The organism is Chitinophaga silvatica (genome assembly GCF_003419895.1).
Taxonomy (GTDB): Bacteria; Bacteroidota; Bacteroidia; order Chitinophagales; family Chitinophagaceae; genus Chitinophaga; species Chitinophaga silvatica.
Genome location: NZ_QPMM01000020.1, coordinates 35105 through 54946, shown reverse-complemented (window position 1 = coordinate 54946; position 19842 = coordinate 35105). Strand labels below are relative to the sequence as shown.

17 protein-coding genes are annotated in these 19842 nt (G+C 40.8%); 8 read left to right on the top strand and 9 right to left on the bottom strand.

The genetic code is table 11. The features are described 5' to 3' along the window. Window positions 1-47 precede the first annotated feature (47 nt). The gene (locus tag DVR12_RS27130; RefSeq protein ID WP_116978964.1) at window positions 48-698 is read right to left on the bottom strand and encodes a DUF1349 domain-containing protein; all 651 of its coding nucleotides are present in this window, start codon (window positions 696-698) and stop codon (window positions 48-50) included. 109 nt (window positions 699-807) lie between these two features. On the opposite strand from DVR12_RS27130, the gene DVR12_RS27125 reads away from it, so the two are divergent. After that, window positions 808-1569, top strand: coding sequence for a response regulator transcription factor (locus DVR12_RS27125; protein ID WP_116978963.1), 762 nt, complete (start codon window positions 808-810; stop codon window positions 1567-1569). Here DVR12_RS27125 and DVR12_RS27120 read toward each other — a convergent pair. The 6 genes from DVR12_RS27120 to DVR12_RS27095 all read right to left on the bottom strand — a co-directional run bounded on the left by DVR12_RS27120 (window position 1566) and on the right by DVR12_RS27095 (window position 6969). Next, on the bottom strand, window positions 1566-2321 hold the full coding sequence (locus DVR12_RS27120; RefSeq protein ID WP_116978961.1) for a glycosyltransferase family 2 protein: 756 nt from the start codon (window positions 2319-2321) through the stop codon (window positions 1566-1568). The genes DVR12_RS27125 and DVR12_RS27120 overlap by 4 nt on opposite strands. A 3-nt stretch (window positions 2322-2324) precedes the next feature. Then, window positions 2325-3572 (bottom strand): glycosyltransferase, encoded by a 1248-nt coding sequence (locus tag DVR12_RS27115; protein ID WP_116978960.1) that lies wholly within the window; start codon window positions 3570-3572, stop codon window positions 2325-2327. Between the two features lie 4 nt (window positions 3573-3576). Continuing rightward, window positions 3577-4575: a polysaccharide deacetylase family protein gene (locus DVR12_RS27110; protein WP_116978958.1), complete on the bottom strand. Its 999-nt coding sequence runs from the start codon at window positions 4573-4575 to the stop codon at window positions 3577-3579. A gap of 11 nt (window positions 4576-4586) precedes the next feature. Beyond that, the gene (locus DVR12_RS27105; protein ID WP_116978957.1) at window positions 4587-5279 is read right to left on the bottom strand and encodes a methyltransferase domain-containing protein; all 693 of its coding nucleotides are present in this window, start codon (window positions 5277-5279) and stop codon (window positions 4587-4589) included. Next, window positions 5276-6211, bottom strand: coding sequence for a glycosyltransferase family protein (locus DVR12_RS27100; protein ID WP_116978955.1), 936 nt, complete (start codon window positions 6209-6211; stop codon window positions 5276-5278). The genes DVR12_RS27105 and DVR12_RS27100 overlap by 4 nt, the downstream gene beginning before the upstream one ends. Before the next feature lie 86 nt (window positions 6212-6297). Further along, window positions 6298-6969 carry a C40 family peptidase gene (locus DVR12_RS27095; protein WP_158563390.1) on the bottom strand — a complete coding sequence of 224 codons (672 nt, stop codon included), beginning with the start codon at window positions 6967-6969 and terminating at the stop codon, window positions 6298-6300. Window positions 6970-7115: 146 nt separating this feature from the next. On the opposite strand from DVR12_RS27095, the gene dnaE reads away from it, so the two are divergent. The 6 genes from dnaE to DVR12_RS27065 all read left to right on the top strand — a co-directional run bounded on the left by dnaE (window position 7116) and on the right by DVR12_RS27065 (window position 15661). Continuing rightward, complete coding sequence (gene dnaE, locus DVR12_RS27090; RefSeq protein WP_116978952.1) at window positions 7116-10760, top strand: DNA polymerase III subunit alpha; 3645 nt, start codon at window positions 7116-7118, stop codon at window positions 10758-10760. A 104-nt stretch (window positions 10761-10864) separates the two neighbouring features. Beyond that, on the top strand, window positions 10865-11182 hold the full coding sequence (trxA, locus tag DVR12_RS27085) for a thioredoxin (RefSeq protein WP_116978951.1): 318 nt from the start codon (window positions 10865-10867) through the stop codon (window positions 11180-11182). Between the two features lie 218 nt (window positions 11183-11400). Continuing rightward, a complete protein-coding gene (gene trxA, locus DVR12_RS27080; RefSeq protein ID WP_116978950.1) occupies window positions 11401-11718 on the top strand; it encodes a thioredoxin in 318 nt (105 codons plus the stop codon). Window positions 11719-11816: 98 nt separating this feature from the next. Next, the gene (locus DVR12_RS27075; protein ID WP_147323554.1) at window positions 11817-13946 is read left to right on the top strand and encodes a M43 family zinc metalloprotease; all 2130 of its coding nucleotides are present in this window, start codon (window positions 11817-11819) and stop codon (window positions 13944-13946) included. Beyond that, window positions 13943-15121: an aminofutalosine synthase MqnE gene (gene mqnE, locus DVR12_RS27070; RefSeq protein ID WP_116978948.1), complete on the top strand. Its 1179-nt coding sequence runs from the start codon at window positions 13943-13945 to the stop codon at window positions 15119-15121. Before DVR12_RS27075 ends, mqnE begins: the two co-directional genes overlap by 4 nt. An 18-nt stretch (window positions 15122-15139) precedes the next feature. Continuing rightward, window positions 15140-15661 (top strand): DUF192 domain-containing protein, encoded by a 522-nt coding sequence (locus tag DVR12_RS27065; protein WP_116978947.1) that lies wholly within the window; start codon window positions 15140-15142, stop codon window positions 15659-15661. 516 nt (window positions 15662-16177) lie between these two features. Here the strand turns inward: DVR12_RS27065 and DVR12_RS27060 are convergent. Then, window positions 16178-17335: a thioredoxin family protein gene (locus tag DVR12_RS27060; RefSeq protein WP_116978946.1), complete on the bottom strand. Its 1158-nt coding sequence runs from the start codon at window positions 17333-17335 to the stop codon at window positions 16178-16180. Between the two features lie 131 nt (window positions 17336-17466). On the opposite strand from DVR12_RS27060, the gene DVR12_RS27055 reads away from it, so the two are divergent. Beyond that, complete coding sequence (locus DVR12_RS27055; RefSeq protein ID WP_116978945.1) at window positions 17467-19350, top strand: DUF4139 domain-containing protein; 1884 nt, start codon at window positions 17467-17469, stop codon at window positions 19348-19350. Window positions 19351-19448: 98 nt separating this feature from the next. On the opposite strand, the gene DVR12_RS27050 is transcribed toward DVR12_RS27055, so the two are convergent. Further along, window positions 19449-19829 carry a GreA/GreB family elongation factor gene (locus DVR12_RS27050; protein WP_116978944.1) on the bottom strand — a complete coding sequence of 127 codons (381 nt, stop codon included), beginning with the start codon at window positions 19827-19829 and terminating at the stop codon, window positions 19449-19451. Between the last annotated feature and the right edge of the window lie 13 nt (window positions 19830-19842).

Sequence of the window (19842 nt, the reverse complement as noted above, 5' to 3'; positions counted from 1 at the left end):
AAAACCTGCGGCTAACGCGGGTTTATATGTTTAATTACCAACTTCAATTACTCTGCATGCTGTTTCAACCAATTTAACCTGCGTTGATCGGGTAAATGGGTTACTTTAAATTCTTCAAATTTTGCCTGAAATCCTTTACCATCTGGCGATGCGGCCATTACTCCAACCATTACCGGACGGTTATCCTGCATGGGTGCATTCCTGGTCATTACATAATTTTTATCGTCGTACGAATAATAGATTTCAATTGCATCCAATCTCCTGACTGCTTTAACCCAAATAAACGGAGGAGTTTTATCGAGCGGCAAAACGCTCCAGTCACTGGTATGGTGCGTTACCACTGTACTTACATTATACTTACCCTCAAAGAATTCGATACCGGTTTTGATGTAATTCTCCTGGTCAATTCTGATCATTAAGCCCATTTGATCGAATCTTGCTTTATAATCACCGGTCAACTTCACCTTCACTTCAAATTCTCCACCATAAGTTGCATAATAAAATGGGGCATCATCTACCGTAAAACCGTAGTGGGAAATACGCCAATAATCTGTTTGTGGCGTAACAAACATCGACAAAGCATTGCCCTTAATATCCCATTTGGATGGTTCATTAAACCATTGCATCTTCTCCAGCGATTGCGCTGATAGTCCTTGCATCGCCGACATCATCAGTATACTTAAAGCTATCTTCTTCATATCATTTTATCAATTTAAAAATCACTAATTAACCATAGTAAATAACTAGTTTTGCAAAAGTAAATGCTTAATAATGAATGTACAATGGTTATAAATAACCATATTAACTATGAATATTTTACAACAGCTTAATGATAAATTACTCCTGCAGTCATTTGAAGATATAGACCTGCCTTCACAACTGGTTTACTGTCAGTTTATTGCTCAGGTTTATGCGCGCCTGGAGAATTCCATCAGTGTATTAAGCGATTTAAAAGCCAATAAAAGCTATATCTATACAGGCGGTACTGCTGCCGCTTTGGGGATCAGCTATCATGAAAAAAGTGAGGAAATAGCTTCCATCTGGGAAGAAGATATCTTTAAAAAAATACGGGAAGATGACCTTCTGAAGAAATATACCCTAGAACTCAGGTTCTTTCATTTATTGAAAAACCTGCCTGTGACCGAAAGGTCGGACTACCAGGTTGTAAGTACTCTGCATATGCTGGATAAAAACAATCAGTTGGTGAAGGTAGTACACAGGATGTTTTATGTTCAAAGCACAGAAGATGGAAATATCTGGCTGGCATTATGCCTCTATAATTTGTCGCACGATCCGGGCAATTCTGATGCCTATTACGGCGTAATTGTAAATACCAGAACAGGCACTGTGATTCCGCCGGATGAACATGAATTTAAAAATCTGCTGTCGCCCAGAGAAAAGGATATTCTTTCACTTATCAAAAGAGGCAAAAGAAGCAAGGATATTGCTGCTCAACTTTCAATCAGTATTAATACGGTGAACAGGCACCGCCAAAATATTTTAGAGAAGCTCCATGTACGAAATGCCATGGAAGCATGCCGCATCGCTGAATCTGTGAAGTTGATCTAATATCTCTTAGAGAAAATATATCTCAATCCAATAAACAGATGGTGAGTAAAATTTGGTAAATGGCCGTAGTATTTACTTAAAATCTTGTAACGTTCCTTCCAGGCAAGCTGCTGCCGTTGTTTGGAAGTACCACCGACTCTGAATCTGGCAACAACTATATGTGTATTACAAACAGAATGAGAACCTTTCAGGCTGCGAATCATCCAGTCGATATCTGCACACACCTTGTAGTTAAGATCATATAACGGACTTAATGACTTACGGATAATGAATGCCTGATGTGAAACCACCATGCCGTATTTCAGGCTTTTCCAGGTAAGCTGATCCGGTACTTTATGCGGAGTTTGAGTAGAACGAAGACCAATGTCTTTCCCCTCTTCATCCATAAACATTGCTTCTCCATAATAAACATCTGCATTATGGCAGGTCGACATCATAGCAGCAATAACATGCTCATCTGTTAGTACATCATCAGCATTCAAAAACAGCAAATACTCTCCTGTCGCCAATTGCATACCCTTATTCATTGCATCATAAAGTCCTTTATCCTTTTCTGAAACAATGGTTGCTATTTTAGAACGATATTTATTTACTACCTCCAGCGTATTGTCTTTTGAGGCCCCATCAATAATCAGATATTCGATATTCGGATAGGTTTGCGAAACCACGCTCTGAATGGTTGCTTCGATATATTTACCTGCATTGAAACATACAGTAATAATACTTACAAGTGGTTTTACTGAAACGCTCACTGGTCAGTTATTTTTAGATTTTATGACAGATTGAAATAGTTCATAGTACTGGCGTGCTACAACAGGCATTCCATAATTCGTGATTATATGAGCCCTGGCAGCTTTTCCAAACTCCTCACTGATTACAGGATTTTGGAGCAGTGTTAAGGTTTGCTTTGCAAATTGTTCCAGGTTACCAGGCGGAATAACATATCCGGTTTGCTGATCCAACACAATTTCCTTACATCCTCCAACATCAAAGGTAATACATGCCGTTTCACAACTTCCGGCTTCTATCAATACGTTTGGCAGGTTATCTGCGCGGGTCGGGTAAAAGAATATATCACTGGCACTGTAGCATTGCATCATTTTACTGGTTTCCTTCACATAACCGGTGTATATAGGTTTCAGATGTTTGAACGTTGCCGGTAATTCATCTCTACCTATCATTAATAAATGAACAGTTGAACTAAGCTGCTCATCTATTAGTTTCAATATTTGTAATAAATCGGCACCTCCTTTAAATTCGCTCTGGAACAACCGTTCAGAAACAAAAGTTATCACAGGTGCGCCTGCAGGTATTCCCAAAGCCTGACGGGCCAGTTCCTTATCCTGTGGTTTGAAATAATTTGTATCGATAGGATTTGGAATATGATAAAGAGGTTTATTCCTGGTCAACGGACTTTCTGTTGTCATCTCATATAACCAGTGTGACGGAGAAACAAAAGACAGGTCACTGTCGGCATACAGTCTTTTCTTCCTGTTTATTAAAAAATTGCCGGTTGGCAATCCCATCTTAGGTGAATGTTTATGTTCATTCTTCCCTACCCTTCCCTGTTTCCACGACTCTTCTCCAAAGGTATGAGCAGCATTCCCGGTTAGTGCCCACATATCGTGCAACGTCCATACCACAGGGGCTATTGCTGAAAGCTTTGGTAACAATGCCGCATCAAAGTAGCCACCATGAATATTGTGCAGGCTAATTACATCGGGTTTAAAGTATTGGGCATGTCTTAATATTGAACCGGTAGAAAAAGGGAAATACAGATATTGTAATCCGATTTTGTTGCTCAATACATTAATCCCTCTTTCGATTACATTTCTGATTGTTCCAGGTCGTGTAGCCGTTACATTTAGTCCTTTTACTTTATGTATACCGGCCAGGAAATGATTATGGGTATGATAATATTCTGCAAGTCCTTCTGCTATTCGTTGTGCCGCAATGGCTGCACCTCCGCTGTCTTCATATTTATTGATAAAAAGTACTTTCACCTAATTAATATTTAAAGAACTGTTGCATTTTATTTTTGAATTCCGGCAGTTCCCAGTTCCTTACAAGAATACGAGGCAAGGCGTAAGAGTTGCTCCACGAATGCACTTGCCCGTGGTAGTTGGCACATACCATTTTTAAACCGAGAGCTTTTGATGCCTTGATGCTGTCTGCATTATAGTATCGTTTGCTACCCAGAAACTTTCTGCTGCCAAAAGGATAGGAAAAATGTTCGATAGGAATGCGCAAATGCTCTTCCAATAAACGTTTTGATTCTCCAATTTCACTCAGTTGCTCATCGTACGACAGCATGCCTACAGCAGGGTGTCTGTGCGTATGGCAACCTATTGTAACGTAGGGCGACTGGCTCATTACCTTTAATTCATCCCATGTCATCATACGATGAGTGGGCCTGCCTTCAGCAGTAGTTCCAGCCCAATCATATAACTGCGCCATTACAGATTCTATTACATCAGGTTTGCAAAATCTCAGCACCTGTTGTAAAGCATAATAGGTTTCAGTAATTGCAGAGAAGGAGTCAGTTGGGTACTCCCATGCCTGGCCAGCTATATTGACATCTAATTTTAATGGTAACGGGTCTGTTGTAAGAAGTACCCGTTCGAGGTCATCCCACCAAAGTTCATAAGGAGTATTGAGCTTAGAGGTGGTGATATAAAACAGTGCCGGTACTTCATGTTTGGCATGAAGAGGCAGTGCTTCATGATAATTATCTGCATAGCCATCATCAAATGTTATAAAAACAGCTCTTTCGGGAAAGGGCTTTTTATTGATAACATGATCGAGAAATTGTGTGGCATCGAGAACATTATATTCAGCAGCCAGATGAGCGAGATGGGCATCATAATTAGCAGGTGATACTGCTAACTCCTGGGGGTCCTGCATGAGTTTTGTGACCCGGTGATACAGCAGGATCACTGCAGGGCGTTGCACCTTATTGGCAACATAATGTACAACATTGAATATTTTATCGCTTAATCCGCTCATCTGATTTTCGTTTATCTTTTAACAGCTCTTACTGCAATAATGATTGGATAAACAGGGTCCTGGTATTTTAATTCTTCTTCTGTAAGCTCTTCAACCGCCATGCCATGCAGGATAGCGGTACAGGTAAGCACATTGCCAAAAGAAGTTACTTCAATATTATCTGCACCAAAAACATCTCCAAAAACCCGGGTAGCTGATTGAGCTGTAAAACGCCAGTAATCGCCCCAGCGCTGTGCATCGTAGGCCGAAATTTGAGTAGCACCGGCCAGCGTTGCCAACAGCACTCCACCTGGTTTCAGTAAATGATAGGCTCCTTCAATTGCTGATTTAAAGTCGTAAATAAAATTGAAAGTCTGGGTACAGATAAAACAATCAATATTATTTTCGGGCAGCGATACCTTGTTGGTAAGATCACCTACAATAGTTACCTGATTACCGGCTTGTACGTGCAATACTTCAAAGCTTTTGACGTTTTCACCAAACTGTTTTGAGTAACTGCTTTCAGCTATTTCAAGTACGCTTCCTTTAATATCGGCTTTATGTGAGCCTAGAAAATTTTCTATATAATAACGATCTACGGGAGTGCCTCTATCGAAGCCAAAGGTTGTAGAAAGGGGCTGAAGTCTTCTCAGATTGTTCCAGGGTGCAGGAGCGATGATATCCCGCTTTACTTTCTTGAATATTTTCCTGAGCTTTTTAATCATGATCCTGCAATTTTTTTCCAGTATTGCTTTAATCTGTTTTTGATTTTAGCAGAAATTGTCATACCGGCATTATATCTGAGAAAATCTGCAAACACTTTTTCCATCTTCTCATTATTCTTTACAGGAATATCATTTACAGGTATTTCATGCTGATAGATTTCTGTATAAAGCCAATCTTCCTCTTTGAAATGATGGGTAGCAGCAGCTACGTTGCCATCATGTCTGACCAGTGAACGATTGGGATAAAGTGTAAGCATATCGTGAATATAAGCGGTTCCTCTCCATCTGATGGCCCAGGAGCTTACTTTTCCATTTTTATGTTGATGCAGCATTCTGAAGAAAGGATATGCTCCCCAGAAGTCGAACTGCCTCTTCAGCCTTTTGGCTTTGATTTGTTCAATTACTTTTTCGGTATCCGGTTCAAATTTGTTCCAGGCTCTGGCCCAGGTTCCCCATCCGAGGCTGCCCGGATCATGAATCAGGAAAGTAGAAGCAGTTTCACTGGCGGGTAGGGTTGCCGGGTAAAGGTAACCATGAACGGCCATCACCTTTTCTTCGTCAGCATATTTATTAAGCCCGTCATTCATGAATTTAAGGAAATAGGGAGAAACTGTAAGGTCGTCTTCCAGCACAATAACCCGGCCGTGGCGTGCAATAACTTCGGTAACACCATCAATTACGGCTGTTGCCAGGCCTTTATTCTGTTCGGCGGCCAGTATTACTACTTCCTTGCACCATTGTTTACTCCTAACAATTTCACGCACTTTATTGATTTGCGTTCTTTGTTCAGGACTTGCATTAGCTTTAGGACCGTCGCAATATACATAAAGGGTACTTTCACCGGCTTCTTTGTTCTGATTTAAATGTTGCAGTGTACTTAAAGTTAAATCAGGCCGATTGTACACAAATAATACGATGGGAGCTAATTCCATGATAGGTCTTATACTGCTGTTGCAGAGATCAAGTTAAAACAGTAAAAATCGGATAAAATTAACAATAAAACAAATGTATTGAGGGCTTATAATCTACCTCCTCCGGCATAATACTTCTTCCAGTATGGCTCTTTAAGATCGCTGATAATAACACCATTACTGGTAGAGGCATGCACAAATTTATCATTCTCGAGATATATGCCTACATGGGAAATACGACGGTGGTGAATTCTGAAAAATACCAGATCGCCTTCATGCAAGTCTTTGACACCCATTCGCTTAACCTGGGTAAACAAATCGGCCGAATTTCCCGACAATCCCATTGCGAAGACAGTATTCATCAGGGTATTTACAAAACCGGAGCAATCTATTCCTGATTTTGTTTTTCCTCCAAGACGATAGGGAGTTCCCCACCAATCTTCAATAAAACTGTATAAACGCTGATTCAGGACCTGTTCAACAGCTACATCCAACAGTTGTGCATATTTGAATTGCCAGCCTTGGGCCATTTCCAGGTTTGCACTGCTTCTGGTGATGTTTTTACTGATGCTGACATCTTTCTTCTCCGTTTTGGGAGTATAGGTATTACGTTTAGTAGAAATACCGTCTAAAAATTCTACCCGCCTGTTGGCGGCAGATTCTGTGGTTGTAGGTGTTGTGGCCTTTTTACTGGCGGTGGTTTTCTTCAGTGAAGCGCAAGAGCTAAGTGACAATGCACATATCGATAACTTCACAAGATGTCCCTTTACTCTGATCATAGTCGGTCTGGTAAAAATTTTCGCTAAAATACATGTCATTTCTCAAACTTTTGATTTTTAAGCGATTGAATTTTTAAGAAGAGTCTATTCTATTCAAAATCGAAAATAAACTCCTACTTTTGTCGCTTGACGAAATAGAATAGCCGATGATTTTTTCTCACTTACACGTTCACACCCAATTCTCCTTACTGGATGGTGCCGCAGATATAAAGTCGCTTTACAAAAAAGCGATGGCTTCCAATCAACCCGCCCTGGCTATCACTGATCATGGAAATATGTTTGGAGCCTTCCAATTTGTTGCAGAAGCCTATAACAACAAATTAAACCCAGGCGATCCAAAGGATAAACGCTTGAAAGTGAAGCCTATTGTAGGATGTGAATTTTATGTAGTAGAAAACCGGCATAAACGTGCCTTTACCAGGGATGAAAAAGACATTCGTTACCATCAGGTATTACTGGCAAAGGATGACGAAGGATATAGAAATCTTATCAAACTTTGTTCTTTAGGGTATATTGAAGGATTGTACGGTAAATATCCCCGCATCGATAAAGAACTGGTACTTCAATACCATAAAGGCTTAATTGCTACCACCTGTTGTTTAGGGGCATCTGTTCCGAAAACAATCCTGAAGCATGGAGAGGAAGCCGGTGAGAAGGAATTCCGCTGGTGGCTCGATATCTTTGGAGAAGATTTTTATGTGGAATTACAACGCCACGGAATCCCTGAACAGGATCAGGTAAATGTGGTGCTGTTAAGGTTTGCAGAGAAATACAACGTGAAGGTAATTGCTTCCAACGATTCGCACTATGTAGATCAGGCCGATTCCAATGCCCACGACATTCTACTCTGTATCAATACCGGTGAAAAGAAAAGCACTCCTACCAATAAAGAGTTTTCAGACGATGAGTCGTCTATGAAAAACAGAAGGTTTGCATTTTACAACGACCAGTTCTATTTCAAGACTACGGAAGAAATGACCCAGTTGTTTCATGATCTTCCGCAAGCTATCGACAATACGAATGAAATAGTTGATAAAGTGCAGTTGCTGGATCTGAAGCGAGACATTCTCCTCCCCAACTTCCCTATTCCCAAAGAATTCTTTACGCAGGATCAGTATTTAAGGCACCTGACTATGGAGGGAGCCCACAAACGCTATGCTGAGATGACTGCCGATATTGAAGAGCGGATCAACTTCGAACTTCAGGTAATTGAGAATATGGGATTTGCCGGCTACTTCCTTATTGTGGCCGATTTCATCAAGGCAGGACGTGATCTGGGCGTTTTCATCGGTCCTGGTCGTGGTTCGGCCGCCGGGTCGGCAGTTGCCTACTGTATTGGTATCACCAATATAGATCCTATTAAATACAACCTCCTGTTCGAGCGTTTCCTGAACCCGGAACGTAAAAGCATGCCCGATATTGATACGGACTTCGATGATGAAGGCCGCCAGAAAGTTATTGATTATGTGGTACAGAAATATGGTAAAAACCAGGTAGCACAAATCATTACCTACGGTACCATGGCCGCCAAAATGAGTATCAAGGACGTGGCCAGGGTAATGGACCTTCCATTACCGGATTCCAACGGCCTGGCTAAACTGGTGCCAGACAAACCCGGCATTCAGCTCAACAGGATCTTTAACGCCCCCCTGGAAGGTGAAAAGAGCCTTTCCGATAAAGAAGGGCTGGTGGGAGAAGATATTGAAAACGTAAAGAAGCTAAGAGAACTCATAAAAGGCGAGGATTTGCAGGGTGAAGTGCTGAGGGAAGCCTGCGTATTGGAAGGGTCGGTACGTAATACCGGTATCCATGCTGCAGGGATCATCATTGCACCACAAGACCTCTATGATCTGATCCCGGTATCTACAGCCAAAGATTCCGACCTGCTGGTTACTCAGTTTGAAGGAAGTATTATCGAATCGGCCGGTGTAATCAAGATGGACTTCCTGGGGCTGAAAACCCTTACCATTATCAAGGGCGCCCTGGAAATGATCAAGCAGAATCACGGAGTTGATATTGATATAGATTATATCCCGCTCGACGACGTCAAAACTTATGAACTGTATCAGAAGGGTGAAACCAATGCTACGTTCCAGTTCGAGTCGCCGGGGATGCAAAAATATCTGAGGGAGCTGAAACCCGATAGGTTTGATGACCTCATTGCCATGAACGCCTTGTATCGTCCGGGCCCTCTGGAGTATATCCCATCGTTTATCCGTCGTAAACTCGGGTTGGAGCCAGTACAGTACGATATTGCCGAAATGGAAGAATACCTGAACGATACCTACGGTATTACCGTGTATCAGGAGCAGGTAATGTTGCTCAGTCAGAAGCTGGCTGGTTTCTCTAAGGGAGATGCCGACGTATTGCGTAAAGCAATGGGTAAAAAGCAGATTGCTGTACTGAACAAAATGAAGGAACAGTTTATGAGAGGCTGTTCCGAAAGAGGGCACGATCCAAAGATTTGTGAAAAAGTATGGACCGACTGGGAAGCTTTCGCATCCTATGCGTTCAATAAATCCCATGCTACCTGTTATGCTTTCGTAGCATATCAGACAGCTTACCTTAAAGCCCACTACCCTGCTGAGTATATGTCGTCTGTTCTCAACTGTGCCAGCAACATTGAGAAGATTACTTTCTTCATGGAAGAATGTAAGCGTATGGGCATAGACGTATTACCACCGGATGTAAATGAATCGTTTAAGGGTTTTGCGGTAAACAAACAGGGACAGATTCGTTTTGGGTTAGGTGGACTTAAAGGAGTTGGTGAAGCAGCCATTGAGAACTTGTTGGAAGAGAGGAAGAAAGATAGCGCATTTACCTCCATCTTTGATTTTATCAAACGGGTAAATCAGCGTGCTGTTAATAAGAAATCATTGGAAGCCCTGGTGATGTCGGGAGCCTTTGATTGTTTCCCGGCGCTGCATAGAGCACAATATTTCCATAAGCCGGAAGGTGAAACAGTAACAGGTTTGGATAAGATTGTTAAATTCGGGCAGCAGGTTTCCGCAGGTGGTACCTCCTCCATTGGCAGTTTATTTGGCGCTGAAGAGATGCCGGATATCGAACCCCCGAAGATTGCCAATTGTGATCCTTGGCCGTTGATAATGAAGCTGAATAACGAGCGGGAAATCACCGGTATTTATATTTCTGGGCATCCATTGGATGATTACAGATTTGAGCTGAAGCATTATCAAATGAACAGTATCCAGGAACTGGTAGAGTATCAGGCAGAAATTTCAACGCCTGGTTCCACCGGTGGAAGAGCCAGGGAACGGAATTTCAGACTGGCTGTTTACATTACCAATGCGCAGGAAAGGATATCCAGGAATAATCGTCAGTTTGGTGTTATGACCATTGAAGATTATAGTGGTAAATTTGAGTTTGCTTTGTGGAGTGAAGACTTTATTCGATTTGGTCCTTATCTGAAGCCAGGCTTATGCCTGTTCATAAATGGCGGGTTTAAATCGAAACGCTTCAATGATAACGAATACGAGTTCAAGGTGAATGGTATACAATTGCTTCAGGAAGTGAAGAAAACGCATACAAAACAAATATATCTGAATACCATGCCTCAGATTGTTACCAGGGAAACAGTAGATTTTCTGGTAGAGAATGTAAACAGGTATCCAGGTACCACAATCTTACATTTACACCTGACAGACAGAGATTTGCAAATGCAAACAAAACTACATACGTTTAACAGAAATATAGAAATGAATGACGAGTTGGCGGGTTTCCTGCACAAACAACCGGATATTGATGTCTATATAGATTTAAACAATAAGTAAGATGCCAAAAATGCAGTAATTTGCATCCGGATCGGGATTTGATCTTATTAAGCACGTAAAAATTAAATCAAAACAATCATTATAAAAACATTAAATCATAGTATATGGCTTTAGAATTCACTGACTCAAACTTTGAAACAGAAGTACTGAAATCCGATAAATTATCTGTTGTAGATTTCTGGGCAGAATGGTGTGGCCCTTGCCGCGCAATCGGACCAGTAATTGAGGACCTCTCCAAAGATTATGAAGGAAAAGTTAATATTGGTAAAGTAAATGTGGACCAAAATCCTCAGCTTTCCATTAACTATGGTATCACCAGCATTCCTGCTATTCTTTTCGTAAAGGGAGACAAAGTTGTAGATAAAGTTGTAGGTGCAGTACCTAAATCAGTTTTGGAAAAGAAGATCCAACAGCATATCTAATCTTTGATATAATAAAAAGATTAAAAAGCGGCTCAAATTGAGCCGCTTTTTTTTGCGCAATTTTTTACGTTACAACAAGTTCAAGGGTTTCAAAGCACTAAGTTCAGATATTTCAAATATTGATATCTGTATAGATTTAAACAATAAGCAAGATGTCAAAAATGCTGTAATTTTCAGATCATCAAAACAATCATTTTACAAACTTTAAATCATAGTATATGGCTTTAGAATTCACTGACTCAAACTTTGAAACAGAAGTTCTGAAATCCGATAAATTATCAGTTATAGATTTCGGGGCAGAATGGTGTGGCCCTTGTCGCGCAATCGGACCAGTAATTGATGATCTTTATAAAGATTACGAAGGAGTAGTAAATATTGGTAAAGTAAACGTGGAGCAAAACCCTCAGCTTTCCATTAATTATGGCATTACCAATCTACCCTCAATTCTTTTCGTAAAGGGCAACAAAGTTGTAGATAAAGTTGTGGGAGCAGTACCTAAGTCGATTTTGGAAAGGAAAATCCAACAGCATATCTAATCGTGATATTATAAAAAGATTAAAAAGCGGCTCAAATATCTGAGGCGCTTTTTTTATGCGTAAATTTTTCTCGTATCTTCAGTCTCAAATTTACTTTTTTGCGTCGCTATTTACTTATCCTACTTATCTCTTTTACAGGCCTAACAACCATGGCCCAACGTAAATGCGGTACTGCTACCGCACTGCAACAAAGAGTCAAAGAGATTCCTTCTTTACAGACCCTAATACAGCAAACCGAACAGAAGTTGTTATCAGGGCAAAACCGACCGCATGTTGAAGCATTGCCCCAGCAAGTAACAATTCCGGTAGTGGTACATATTGTATTGGATGATACATCCATGGTTACTACCGCACAAGTGCTCAGCCAGATCGATGTATTAAACAAGGATTACAATGCCCTGAACCCTGATATTTCAAAGGTCCCCCCGGTTTGGCAATCCATTATTGGTAATACCAGGTTCAATTTTTGCCTGGCACAGCGTACTCCAGGCGGAGAACCAACAACGGGGATTGTTAAAGTTAAAACAGCTCCGGGGCAAAGCTATCCTATCAGTAATGCCGCTCCGGATGTAAAATATAATAGTACAGGGGGTTCCGATGCCTGGGATACCCGTAAATATCTCAATATCTGGGTTACCCGCTTAGCCAACAACTTTTTAGGCGTAGCCGCTCCCAGAGGCTTTGGCTATCCTTCAGAACAGGAAGGCATAGTAGTTCACTACACTGCTTTTGGTACAACCGGTAGTGTAGGGAATATTTATAACCTTGGCAGAACTTCTACCCATGAAATCGGTCATTATTTTGGGTTAAAACATATTTGGGGAGATGATAACGGCGATTGCTCAGTTGATGACGGTATTGCTGATACCCCACTTCAGGGCAATAACACCTATGGTTGCCCGAATTTCCCGGTACTGGACCTTTGCAGCCCAACCTACCCTGGTATTATGTTCATGAATTATATGGACTATACGGATGATGCCTGTATGCATTTATTCACCCAGGGGCAGGTAGATAGGATGCGTTACTTCATGGAAAACATGGTAGTAACCTTAAGTGCCTCGGATGGATGTAATCCGCCTGCGATGTTTGATTTTGATGCTTCTCTGAGCAATATTTCCAATCCAATCGGTAAAATCTGTGATCCCGGCTTTTTGCCCGTAGTATTGCTCCGCAACAAGGGCATCCAAACTTTAAACACTGTAACTATCTGGTACCAGGTCAATAATGGTCCGCTTACCTCTATGAAATGGACAGGAAACCTGGCCAGCTTTGCTGAAACTCAGGTAACTCTTCCTGCCGCCAACGTAGGAATTGGGAATTATGTACTCAAAGCATATACACAGTTGCCGAATGGCCAGGCAGATCAAAATGTGAGTAATGATACTGCTACTAGCAGGTTCAGATATGATGCTGAAGTAACCCTGCCTTTTGAAGAAGGGTTCGAAAATGACAGTTTCCCTCCTCCCGGCTGGGATATTTATAATCCAGACCGGAGCTTTACCTGGGAAAGGGTGAGAGATGTAGGAAGAAATAGTAATGCTTCTGCTTTGATGAGAAATCTTGGGTACAATACCAATGACCAGATAGACGATTTGCTTACTCCGGTAATAAATGCGCAGGGAGCCGATTCGGTATTCCTGTTTTTTGATGTGGCAGCAGCAGTGTATTCTGATCCTAATTCCCAGCGTAATAAATGGGATACTTTGCAAATACTGGTGACTTCCGACTGCCGTAAAACAGGAGAAATGCTGTATTCCAAATGGGGGCCAAATCTGATTACCAGACAATCACCTACCCAAACCGAGTTTGTACCTACGCCACAGGAATGGAGAACCGATTCGGTTGATTTAACCGCTACTGCACTTAAAGGAAAATTTCAAGTAGCCTTCAGAAATATATCAAATTCAGAGAATAATATTTATATTGATAATATAAGAATTGTAAGCAGATCTCTCAATCCGCTCCTCAGACAAAACGGGGTTTTACTAAATCCAAACCCTAGTTCCGGTATTTTCTGGCTCACATTTTATCCCTGGCCACAGGATCTGATGCAGGTTTCTATTTACAACGTTCAAGGGCAATTGATAACCAGTCAGCCTGCCTCGGCTGTCGGAGCAAACAACCGCATGACCTTTAATTTGGTAAATGAGGCAAATGGTGTTTATTTTGTAAAATTAATTTACAGGAACGGGGCTAAGACCATCAAATTAATGAAAGTAAGATGACGATGAGAAATGATAATCCGGCTGTTTCAGTGCTCCTTCAGCAACCCAATCTAGATACGGAGCTGAAACGCATTGCTGAAAAGATCCTCCAACAGGAACGTATTACGCCCGCTGAAGGGCTCACCTTATTCGAGAAAGGCGATATCGGTATTTTAGGCGCTTTAGCCAATCATGTCAGAGAAAGGCTACATGGCGATAAAACCTACTTCAATCGAAATTTCCATATCGAACCCACGAATGTTTGTGTATTTACCTGTCATTTCTGCTCCTATTCACGTTTATATAAAAATCGTGAAGAAGGCTGGGAATTGAGTATAGATCAAATGATGGACATCGTAAAAAAATACGATGGACAACCAGTGACAGAAGTACATATCGTAGGTGGAGTGCATCCTAAAATGCAGCTTGATTTCTTCGTGGAGCTGATCCAAAAGATCAAAGCACATCGTCCGGATCTGCATATTAAAGGATTTACAGCTGTGGAACTGGATTATATGTTCCGTAAAGCTAAAGTTAGTGTAGAAGAAGGGATGCGCATTCTCAACGAAGCCGGTCTCCAATCGATGCCGGGTGGTGGTGCCGAAATTTTTGCACCTGAGGTACGCGCTAAAATCTGTCATGATAAAGTAGATGCCGATGGATGGCTTGCTATCCATAAAGCTGCTCATCAAAGAGGAATGCATACCAATGCCACAATGTTGTATGGTCACCTCGAAACGTATGCCCACCGCATCGATCATATGGAACGCTTACGCCAGCTACAGGATGAAACAGGTGGATTCAATACCTTCATTCCGCTGAAATTCAGAAATAAAGGCAATGATATGTCTGATATTCACGAAAGTTCCATCGTTGAAGACCTGAAACTTTATGCCGTAGCCCGACTGTATATGGATAATTTCCCTCATCTGAAAGCTTACTGGCCAATGTTAGGCAGAAATAATGCCCAGCTTACCCTTTCATTTGGTGTAAACGATCTGGATGGAACTATCGACGATACTACCAAAATATACTCAATGGCTGGTGCGGAAGAACAGTCTCCTTCTATGAATACCGCACAACTGGCCATGCTTATTAAACAAGCCGGCAGACGTCCGATAGAAAGAGATACTGTTTACAACGAAATAAAAGATTATACCGATATGGTATTCTCTGAAGAAGAATTGGCTCACTAAACAATCGTGTTCCCTTTTATGCAACTACATCTAAAATGTATTCTGATCGCCAGTTTGTATGTCGCAAGCTGCAACAACTCCAATACCAGCAGTAACAATGCTTCTGAAACTCCGGTTACTGAAGCAAATGTAGAAACCAGCAATGGCTCTGCATTCCGTAAAGAGGGAACCCTGGCTTTTGTTGCTAAATCCGGCGCCGATACTCTTCGCAAGATCGATATACAATTAGCGCAAACCGACGAACAAAGAGCAGATGGCTTAATGTACAGAAAGTCGATGAGCGACGATCAGGGAATGCTGTTCATCTTCCCCGATATGGATGAAAGATCTTTTTGGATGAAGAATACCTATATCTCTCTGGATATTATTTATATTGATGACAAGTTTGAAATTGTGTCGATCCAAAAATATGCAACTCCATTATCAGAAGAAGGACTTCCTTCTTTCAAGAAAGCAAAATACGTTTTAGAAGTAAATGGAGGGTTTTCCGATAAATATCATATAGCCTTCGGCGATAAGATCGTTTATCAGAAATTGTAAAATTCTTTCTTAAATAGAAAAAGCGGGAGTTTCAGGTTATCCTTGAAACTCCCGCTTTTTCTATTGATAGATTAATGATTTTTTTGGGTTGATTTGATTGATAAATTTTATTAAGAAGGAGCAAGCTCAATGCTTTAAAGTTAAGGTTCCTGTTTCTATAATTTGGACTTCTGTTTGTTTTCAAAACTTTTGTGACCGTAGATTGGGCGGGGGCAAGCTCCGCCCCTACAGGGTTTCATCAAAACCGTGGTTTCTGGCTGGTAGACAATTTTCGTTTAAAGTCAATCTTTTGATTTCAATTCCATAAAGAAATAAATCAACAATACAGAACCTGCAATTCGATGAAACCCTGTAGGGCACTACACTTGCCCCCGCCCTGCCAATGGCCGCGGAAAGTAAATCCAACAATCAGACATCAAGAATCATGAAATCTATTCCCTTAACTTAATAGCATTGGACTTGCTCACTCCCTTTCAATCTATCTATAATCAACACAATCATCAACCTAAAAATTCACTACAACGACGCAATCCTTTTCTTCAAATCCTGTTCCTGCCCCGTTAATCCCATTACTCCGGCTTTAAGCGCTGCCCAGGTAAAATACTTCTTAGCCTGATCTTTATTTGAATTCATCGCCATGTCTCCAACGCTACTAAGAACTTCTAGACTTGAATGTTCGTTCAGTGTTTCATCTGCCCAGTTTAGCAGCAATGCTTTTACATCCGGATTGTTCAACTCTTCACGGCCATACATTGCAATCATCCTGATATTATTGCTGCTCCGGTCTTTGTTGGCAATGGCAAATTCGATAAAAGGTTTAGTTTGTTTATGCGTTCTCACGAAGTAGCTGAAAGCAAAATCCATTTTAATTTTATTCCAGTCATCGCCCGTATATTCTTTCGATTTTTGCGCTATAAATGCTTCGAAGGCTGTTGCATCATAAGTAGCTGGTAAGGCTTTCAGATCAGCAGACATTAGCTTGTCTAAAATTCCAGCATTCAGATCTTTTCCAAAACGCTTGTTATATTCATTCCGATTTTGAAGATAATAGTTACGCCACTCAACCGGCATTTTACGACATATAGACATCGCTTTGGCCGACATTTCACTCATCTTATCTTTTTGTTGTTGCATGAAAGCCAGTACAACTGAATCTGAAGGCAATACCCTCTTCTTGGTATAAAGATTCTGATACCAGTCTGGCCCTTCCTTTACAATTTTAGTAGCAAATCCATTATGAAACTCAGATTTCTGGTATCTGGAATTAGCCTTCTTTAAAAACTCAAGAAAGTAATCGGCATCATTATATCCAAGGTCTATATCTACCAGCTTACCTTCCGGGGAAATCACCAGAAAAGTTGGGAAGCCATGTAACATATAACGGGAGCAGATATCAAAGCCAAATTCTTCCTTGAAGACATCAAAGCCTGTGTTAATGAAATTTTGCTTCATATACTCTTTTACCTCCTTGCTTGGAAATACTTTAACGTCCATTTCCTTGCAGGCAATACAGCCTTCGAAATAGGTGTCTACAAAAATTGGCTTATGTTCTTTTTGAGCTTTGGCTAACAATTCTTTCCAGGAAGCCTTGATAAATTGAGTGCTATCCTGGGAATAGGCAGCACACGGCAATAAACCTGCCAGTAGCAGGAATTGGATGGTTTTCTTAATCATCTTACTTTTTTTAATGGTGGTTTGGTTCAAATGTAGCAGGTCATATGCCTGCTCATCTGACAAAGAAACTAAAAAAATAATTATCTTATGGAATTCTATATAATCTATGCATCATCCCCTAAACGATACCCATGAATAAGTTTATATTTCTTATTGCAGCATACATGCCCATTGCGGTGATTGCCCAGCCAAAGAAACAAACAGTAAGCACTACAATCAGTAAAGTAACCGTATTTATTAAAGGCGCTCAGATCACCAGAACCGGCAATGTTTCACTGGCAGCTGGCAACAACCAGGTGACTATTACAGATGTCTCGCCCGACCTCGAAGAGAAAAGTATCCAGGTAAACGGAGAAGGTGATTTCTCCTTATTATCTGTATCCAGGCAACCAAATATTATCCGGCAACAGACAAAAAGAACTGAAATCGCGAACCTGGAAGCTCAGTTGGAAAAGTTGACACTGCAGTTGCAAAAAGAGCAAAGCAATGAAGAAGTATATAAAGAAGAAAAGAATATGCTTGTTAAAAATCAGGCTGTAGGTGGAAATAACGGATTAAAGGCTAATGATTTAAAAGAATCGCTCGATTTACAACGTGCCCGCTTAACTGAAATTCTGGCTAAACTCATTGAAATAAAAGAACGTATTATTAATACCAGAAAGGATATCTTGCTTGTAAATGAGCAACTAACAGCCTTAAATAACAAAGCAAATACCGCCACCAGCGATATTATTCTGGATATTAATTCCAAAAGCCCGGTTAATGGTAAGATTACAGTAAGTTATGTAGTAAAAAATGCCGGTTGGATTCCTTTTTATGATATAAGAGTAAAGGATATCAATAATCCATTAACCATGCTCTATAAAGCAAGCGTTTACCAACAATGTGGTGAAGATTGGAAAGATGTAAAATTGGCTTTAAGTACAGGTACCCCTGATGAAAGTAATACGAAACCAACATTGCAGCCCTGGTTTTTAAAATACTATAGCTCCATTGAAGATAGAAATAATGCCAAAACATTGGTCAGCAGCCTATCTCCGGGAGAAGTATCAGGAACGGTTGTAGATGATGAAGGACATCCACTTCCCGGTGTGAGTATTCAGGTAAAAGGCCGCAATTATGGTGCAGTTACTGATGCAAATGGTTCCTATAAACTGCAGGTTCCGCCAGGGAATAATAATCTTGTATTTTCTTACATTGGGTATGAGCGACGTGAATTAGCAGCCAACAACATGATGAAGGTGAAGCTTACTCCACAATCCACAACCTTACAGGAAGTAGTAGTAAGCGGATACGCAGCAGATGGGGAGATTGTTTCTGCACTTAGTGGTAAAGTGGCAGGACTAAATGTTACCAAAAAACGTCAGACCTTCAATGCTCCTGAAGAGATTCCTGAAATTGCAACTCCCACTACCATCACTTTCGACATTCCAATACCCTATTCTATTCCTCCTGATGGTAAAACCTATAGTGTTGGAATTAAGGAACTGGAAATTGCAGCCAACTACCAATACTATGCAGTGCCTAAAATTGAAAAGGCGGCGTTTCTGACTGCAGCGATTACAGATTGGGAATCGTTAAATCTGTTGGATGGAGAAGCCAGTATTTTTTATGAAGGTACTTATATTGGTAAAACACTGTTAGATCTGCAGGCCGGAACTGATACACTGCAAATATCATTAGGGAAAGATAAACAGGTAATTGTAAATCGTACCCTGTTGAAAGATGAGAGCAAAAAGAATTTTATGGGGTCAAAAACTACTTTCTCCAAGGCCTGGGAAATCAGTATCCGTAACAACAAAAAAGTGCCTATCAATATAACAGTACAGGATCAGTTGCCAATAAAAACCAGTTCAGATATGGAAGTATCAAAAGCTGAATATGATGATGCAACAATAGATAATGAGTCCAAAATATTGAATTGGGTAATGAAACTGGCACCTGCTGCAGAACAGAAGAAGCGTTTAAAATATGCGATTACTTATCCTAAGGGATCTATAGTCAATGCAGAATAATTAAAAAAAGAAGGCTGTCACGACGTCGTGACAGCCTTCATCATCATCAACCTTCCCATGACAGGATTATTCGTGTATTCGTACTTAAACACGATCTTTTACTGTGCTGCTTCCTGTGGTGCAGGAGTAACACTAAGAATATGTAATTGAGTTTTGCCGGCAGGCACTTCCCAATCAACCACATCTCCGGTGCTATAGCCCAATAAGGCAGTACCGATTGGTGATAGGATAGAAAGTTTGCCCAGCTGAATATTACTTGCTGCAGGCAATACTAATTGCACACTTCTGACAGCACCAGTTCTTTCATCTTTAAACTGTAAGGTCGAATTCACCTGTACTACCTCATCAGAAACTTTGCCTTTCCTGACCACGGCCCGTTCCAGTTCTTCTTTCAGTTTTTCACTTCCAGCAGAATGATAGCACAAGGTTTTCAAAATGTCGTAATCATGTTGCGATACTATGATCTGTTTCTTTTTCATGATATCCGGGTTT

What these genes read in the sequence shown, in the direction of transcription:
- DVR12_RS27095 (WP_158563390.1), bottom strand. Translation starts at nt 6,969, where the DNA reads ATGATCAGAGTAAAGGGACATCTTGTGAAGTTATCGATATGTGCATTG.
- DVR12_RS27110 (WP_116978958.1), bottom strand. Translation starts at nt 4,575, where the DNA reads ATGAGCGGATTAAGCGATAAAATATTCAATGTTGTACATTATGTTGCC.
- trxA (WP_116978951.1), top strand. Translation starts at nt 10,865, where the DNA reads ATGGCTTTAGAATTCACTGACTCAAACTTTGAAACAGAAGTACTGAAA.
- trxA (WP_116978950.1), top strand. Translation starts at nt 11,401, where the DNA reads ATGGCTTTAGAATTCACTGACTCAAACTTTGAAACAGAAGTTCTGAAA.
- dnaE (WP_116978952.1), top strand. Translation starts at nt 7,116, where the DNA reads ATGATTTTTTCTCACTTACACGTTCACACCCAATTCTCCTTACTGGAT.
- mqnE (WP_116978948.1), top strand. Translation starts at nt 13,943, where the DNA reads ATGACGATGAGAAATGATAATCCGGCTGTTTCAGTGCTCCTTCAGCAA.
- DVR12_RS27100 (WP_116978955.1), bottom strand. Translation starts at nt 6,211, where the DNA reads ATGGAATTAGCTCCCATCGTATTATTTGTGTACAATCGGCCTGATTTA.
- DVR12_RS27125 (WP_116978963.1), top strand. Translation starts at nt 808, where the DNA reads ATGAATATTTTACAACAGCTTAATGATAAATTACTCCTGCAGTCATTT.
- DVR12_RS27055 (WP_116978945.1), top strand. Translation starts at nt 17,467, where the DNA reads ATGAATAAGTTTATATTTCTTATTGCAGCATACATGCCCATTGCGGTG.
- DVR12_RS27065 (WP_116978947.1), top strand. Translation starts at nt 15,140, where the DNA reads ATGCAACTACATCTAAAATGTATTCTGATCGCCAGTTTGTATGTCGCA.
- DVR12_RS27060 (WP_116978946.1), bottom strand. Translation starts at nt 17,335, where the DNA reads ATGATTAAGAAAACCATCCAATTCCTGCTACTGGCAGGTTTATTGCCG.
- DVR12_RS27050 (WP_116978944.1), bottom strand. Translation starts at nt 19,829, where the DNA reads ATGAAAAAGAAACAGATCATAGTATCGCAACATGATTACGACATTTTG.
- DVR12_RS27105 (WP_116978957.1), bottom strand. Translation starts at nt 5,279, where the DNA reads ATGATTAAAAAGCTCAGGAAAATATTCAAGAAAGTAAAGCGGGATATC.
- DVR12_RS27130 (WP_116978964.1), bottom strand. Translation starts at nt 698, where the DNA reads ATGAAGAAGATAGCTTTAAGTATACTGATGATGTCGGCGATGCAAGGA.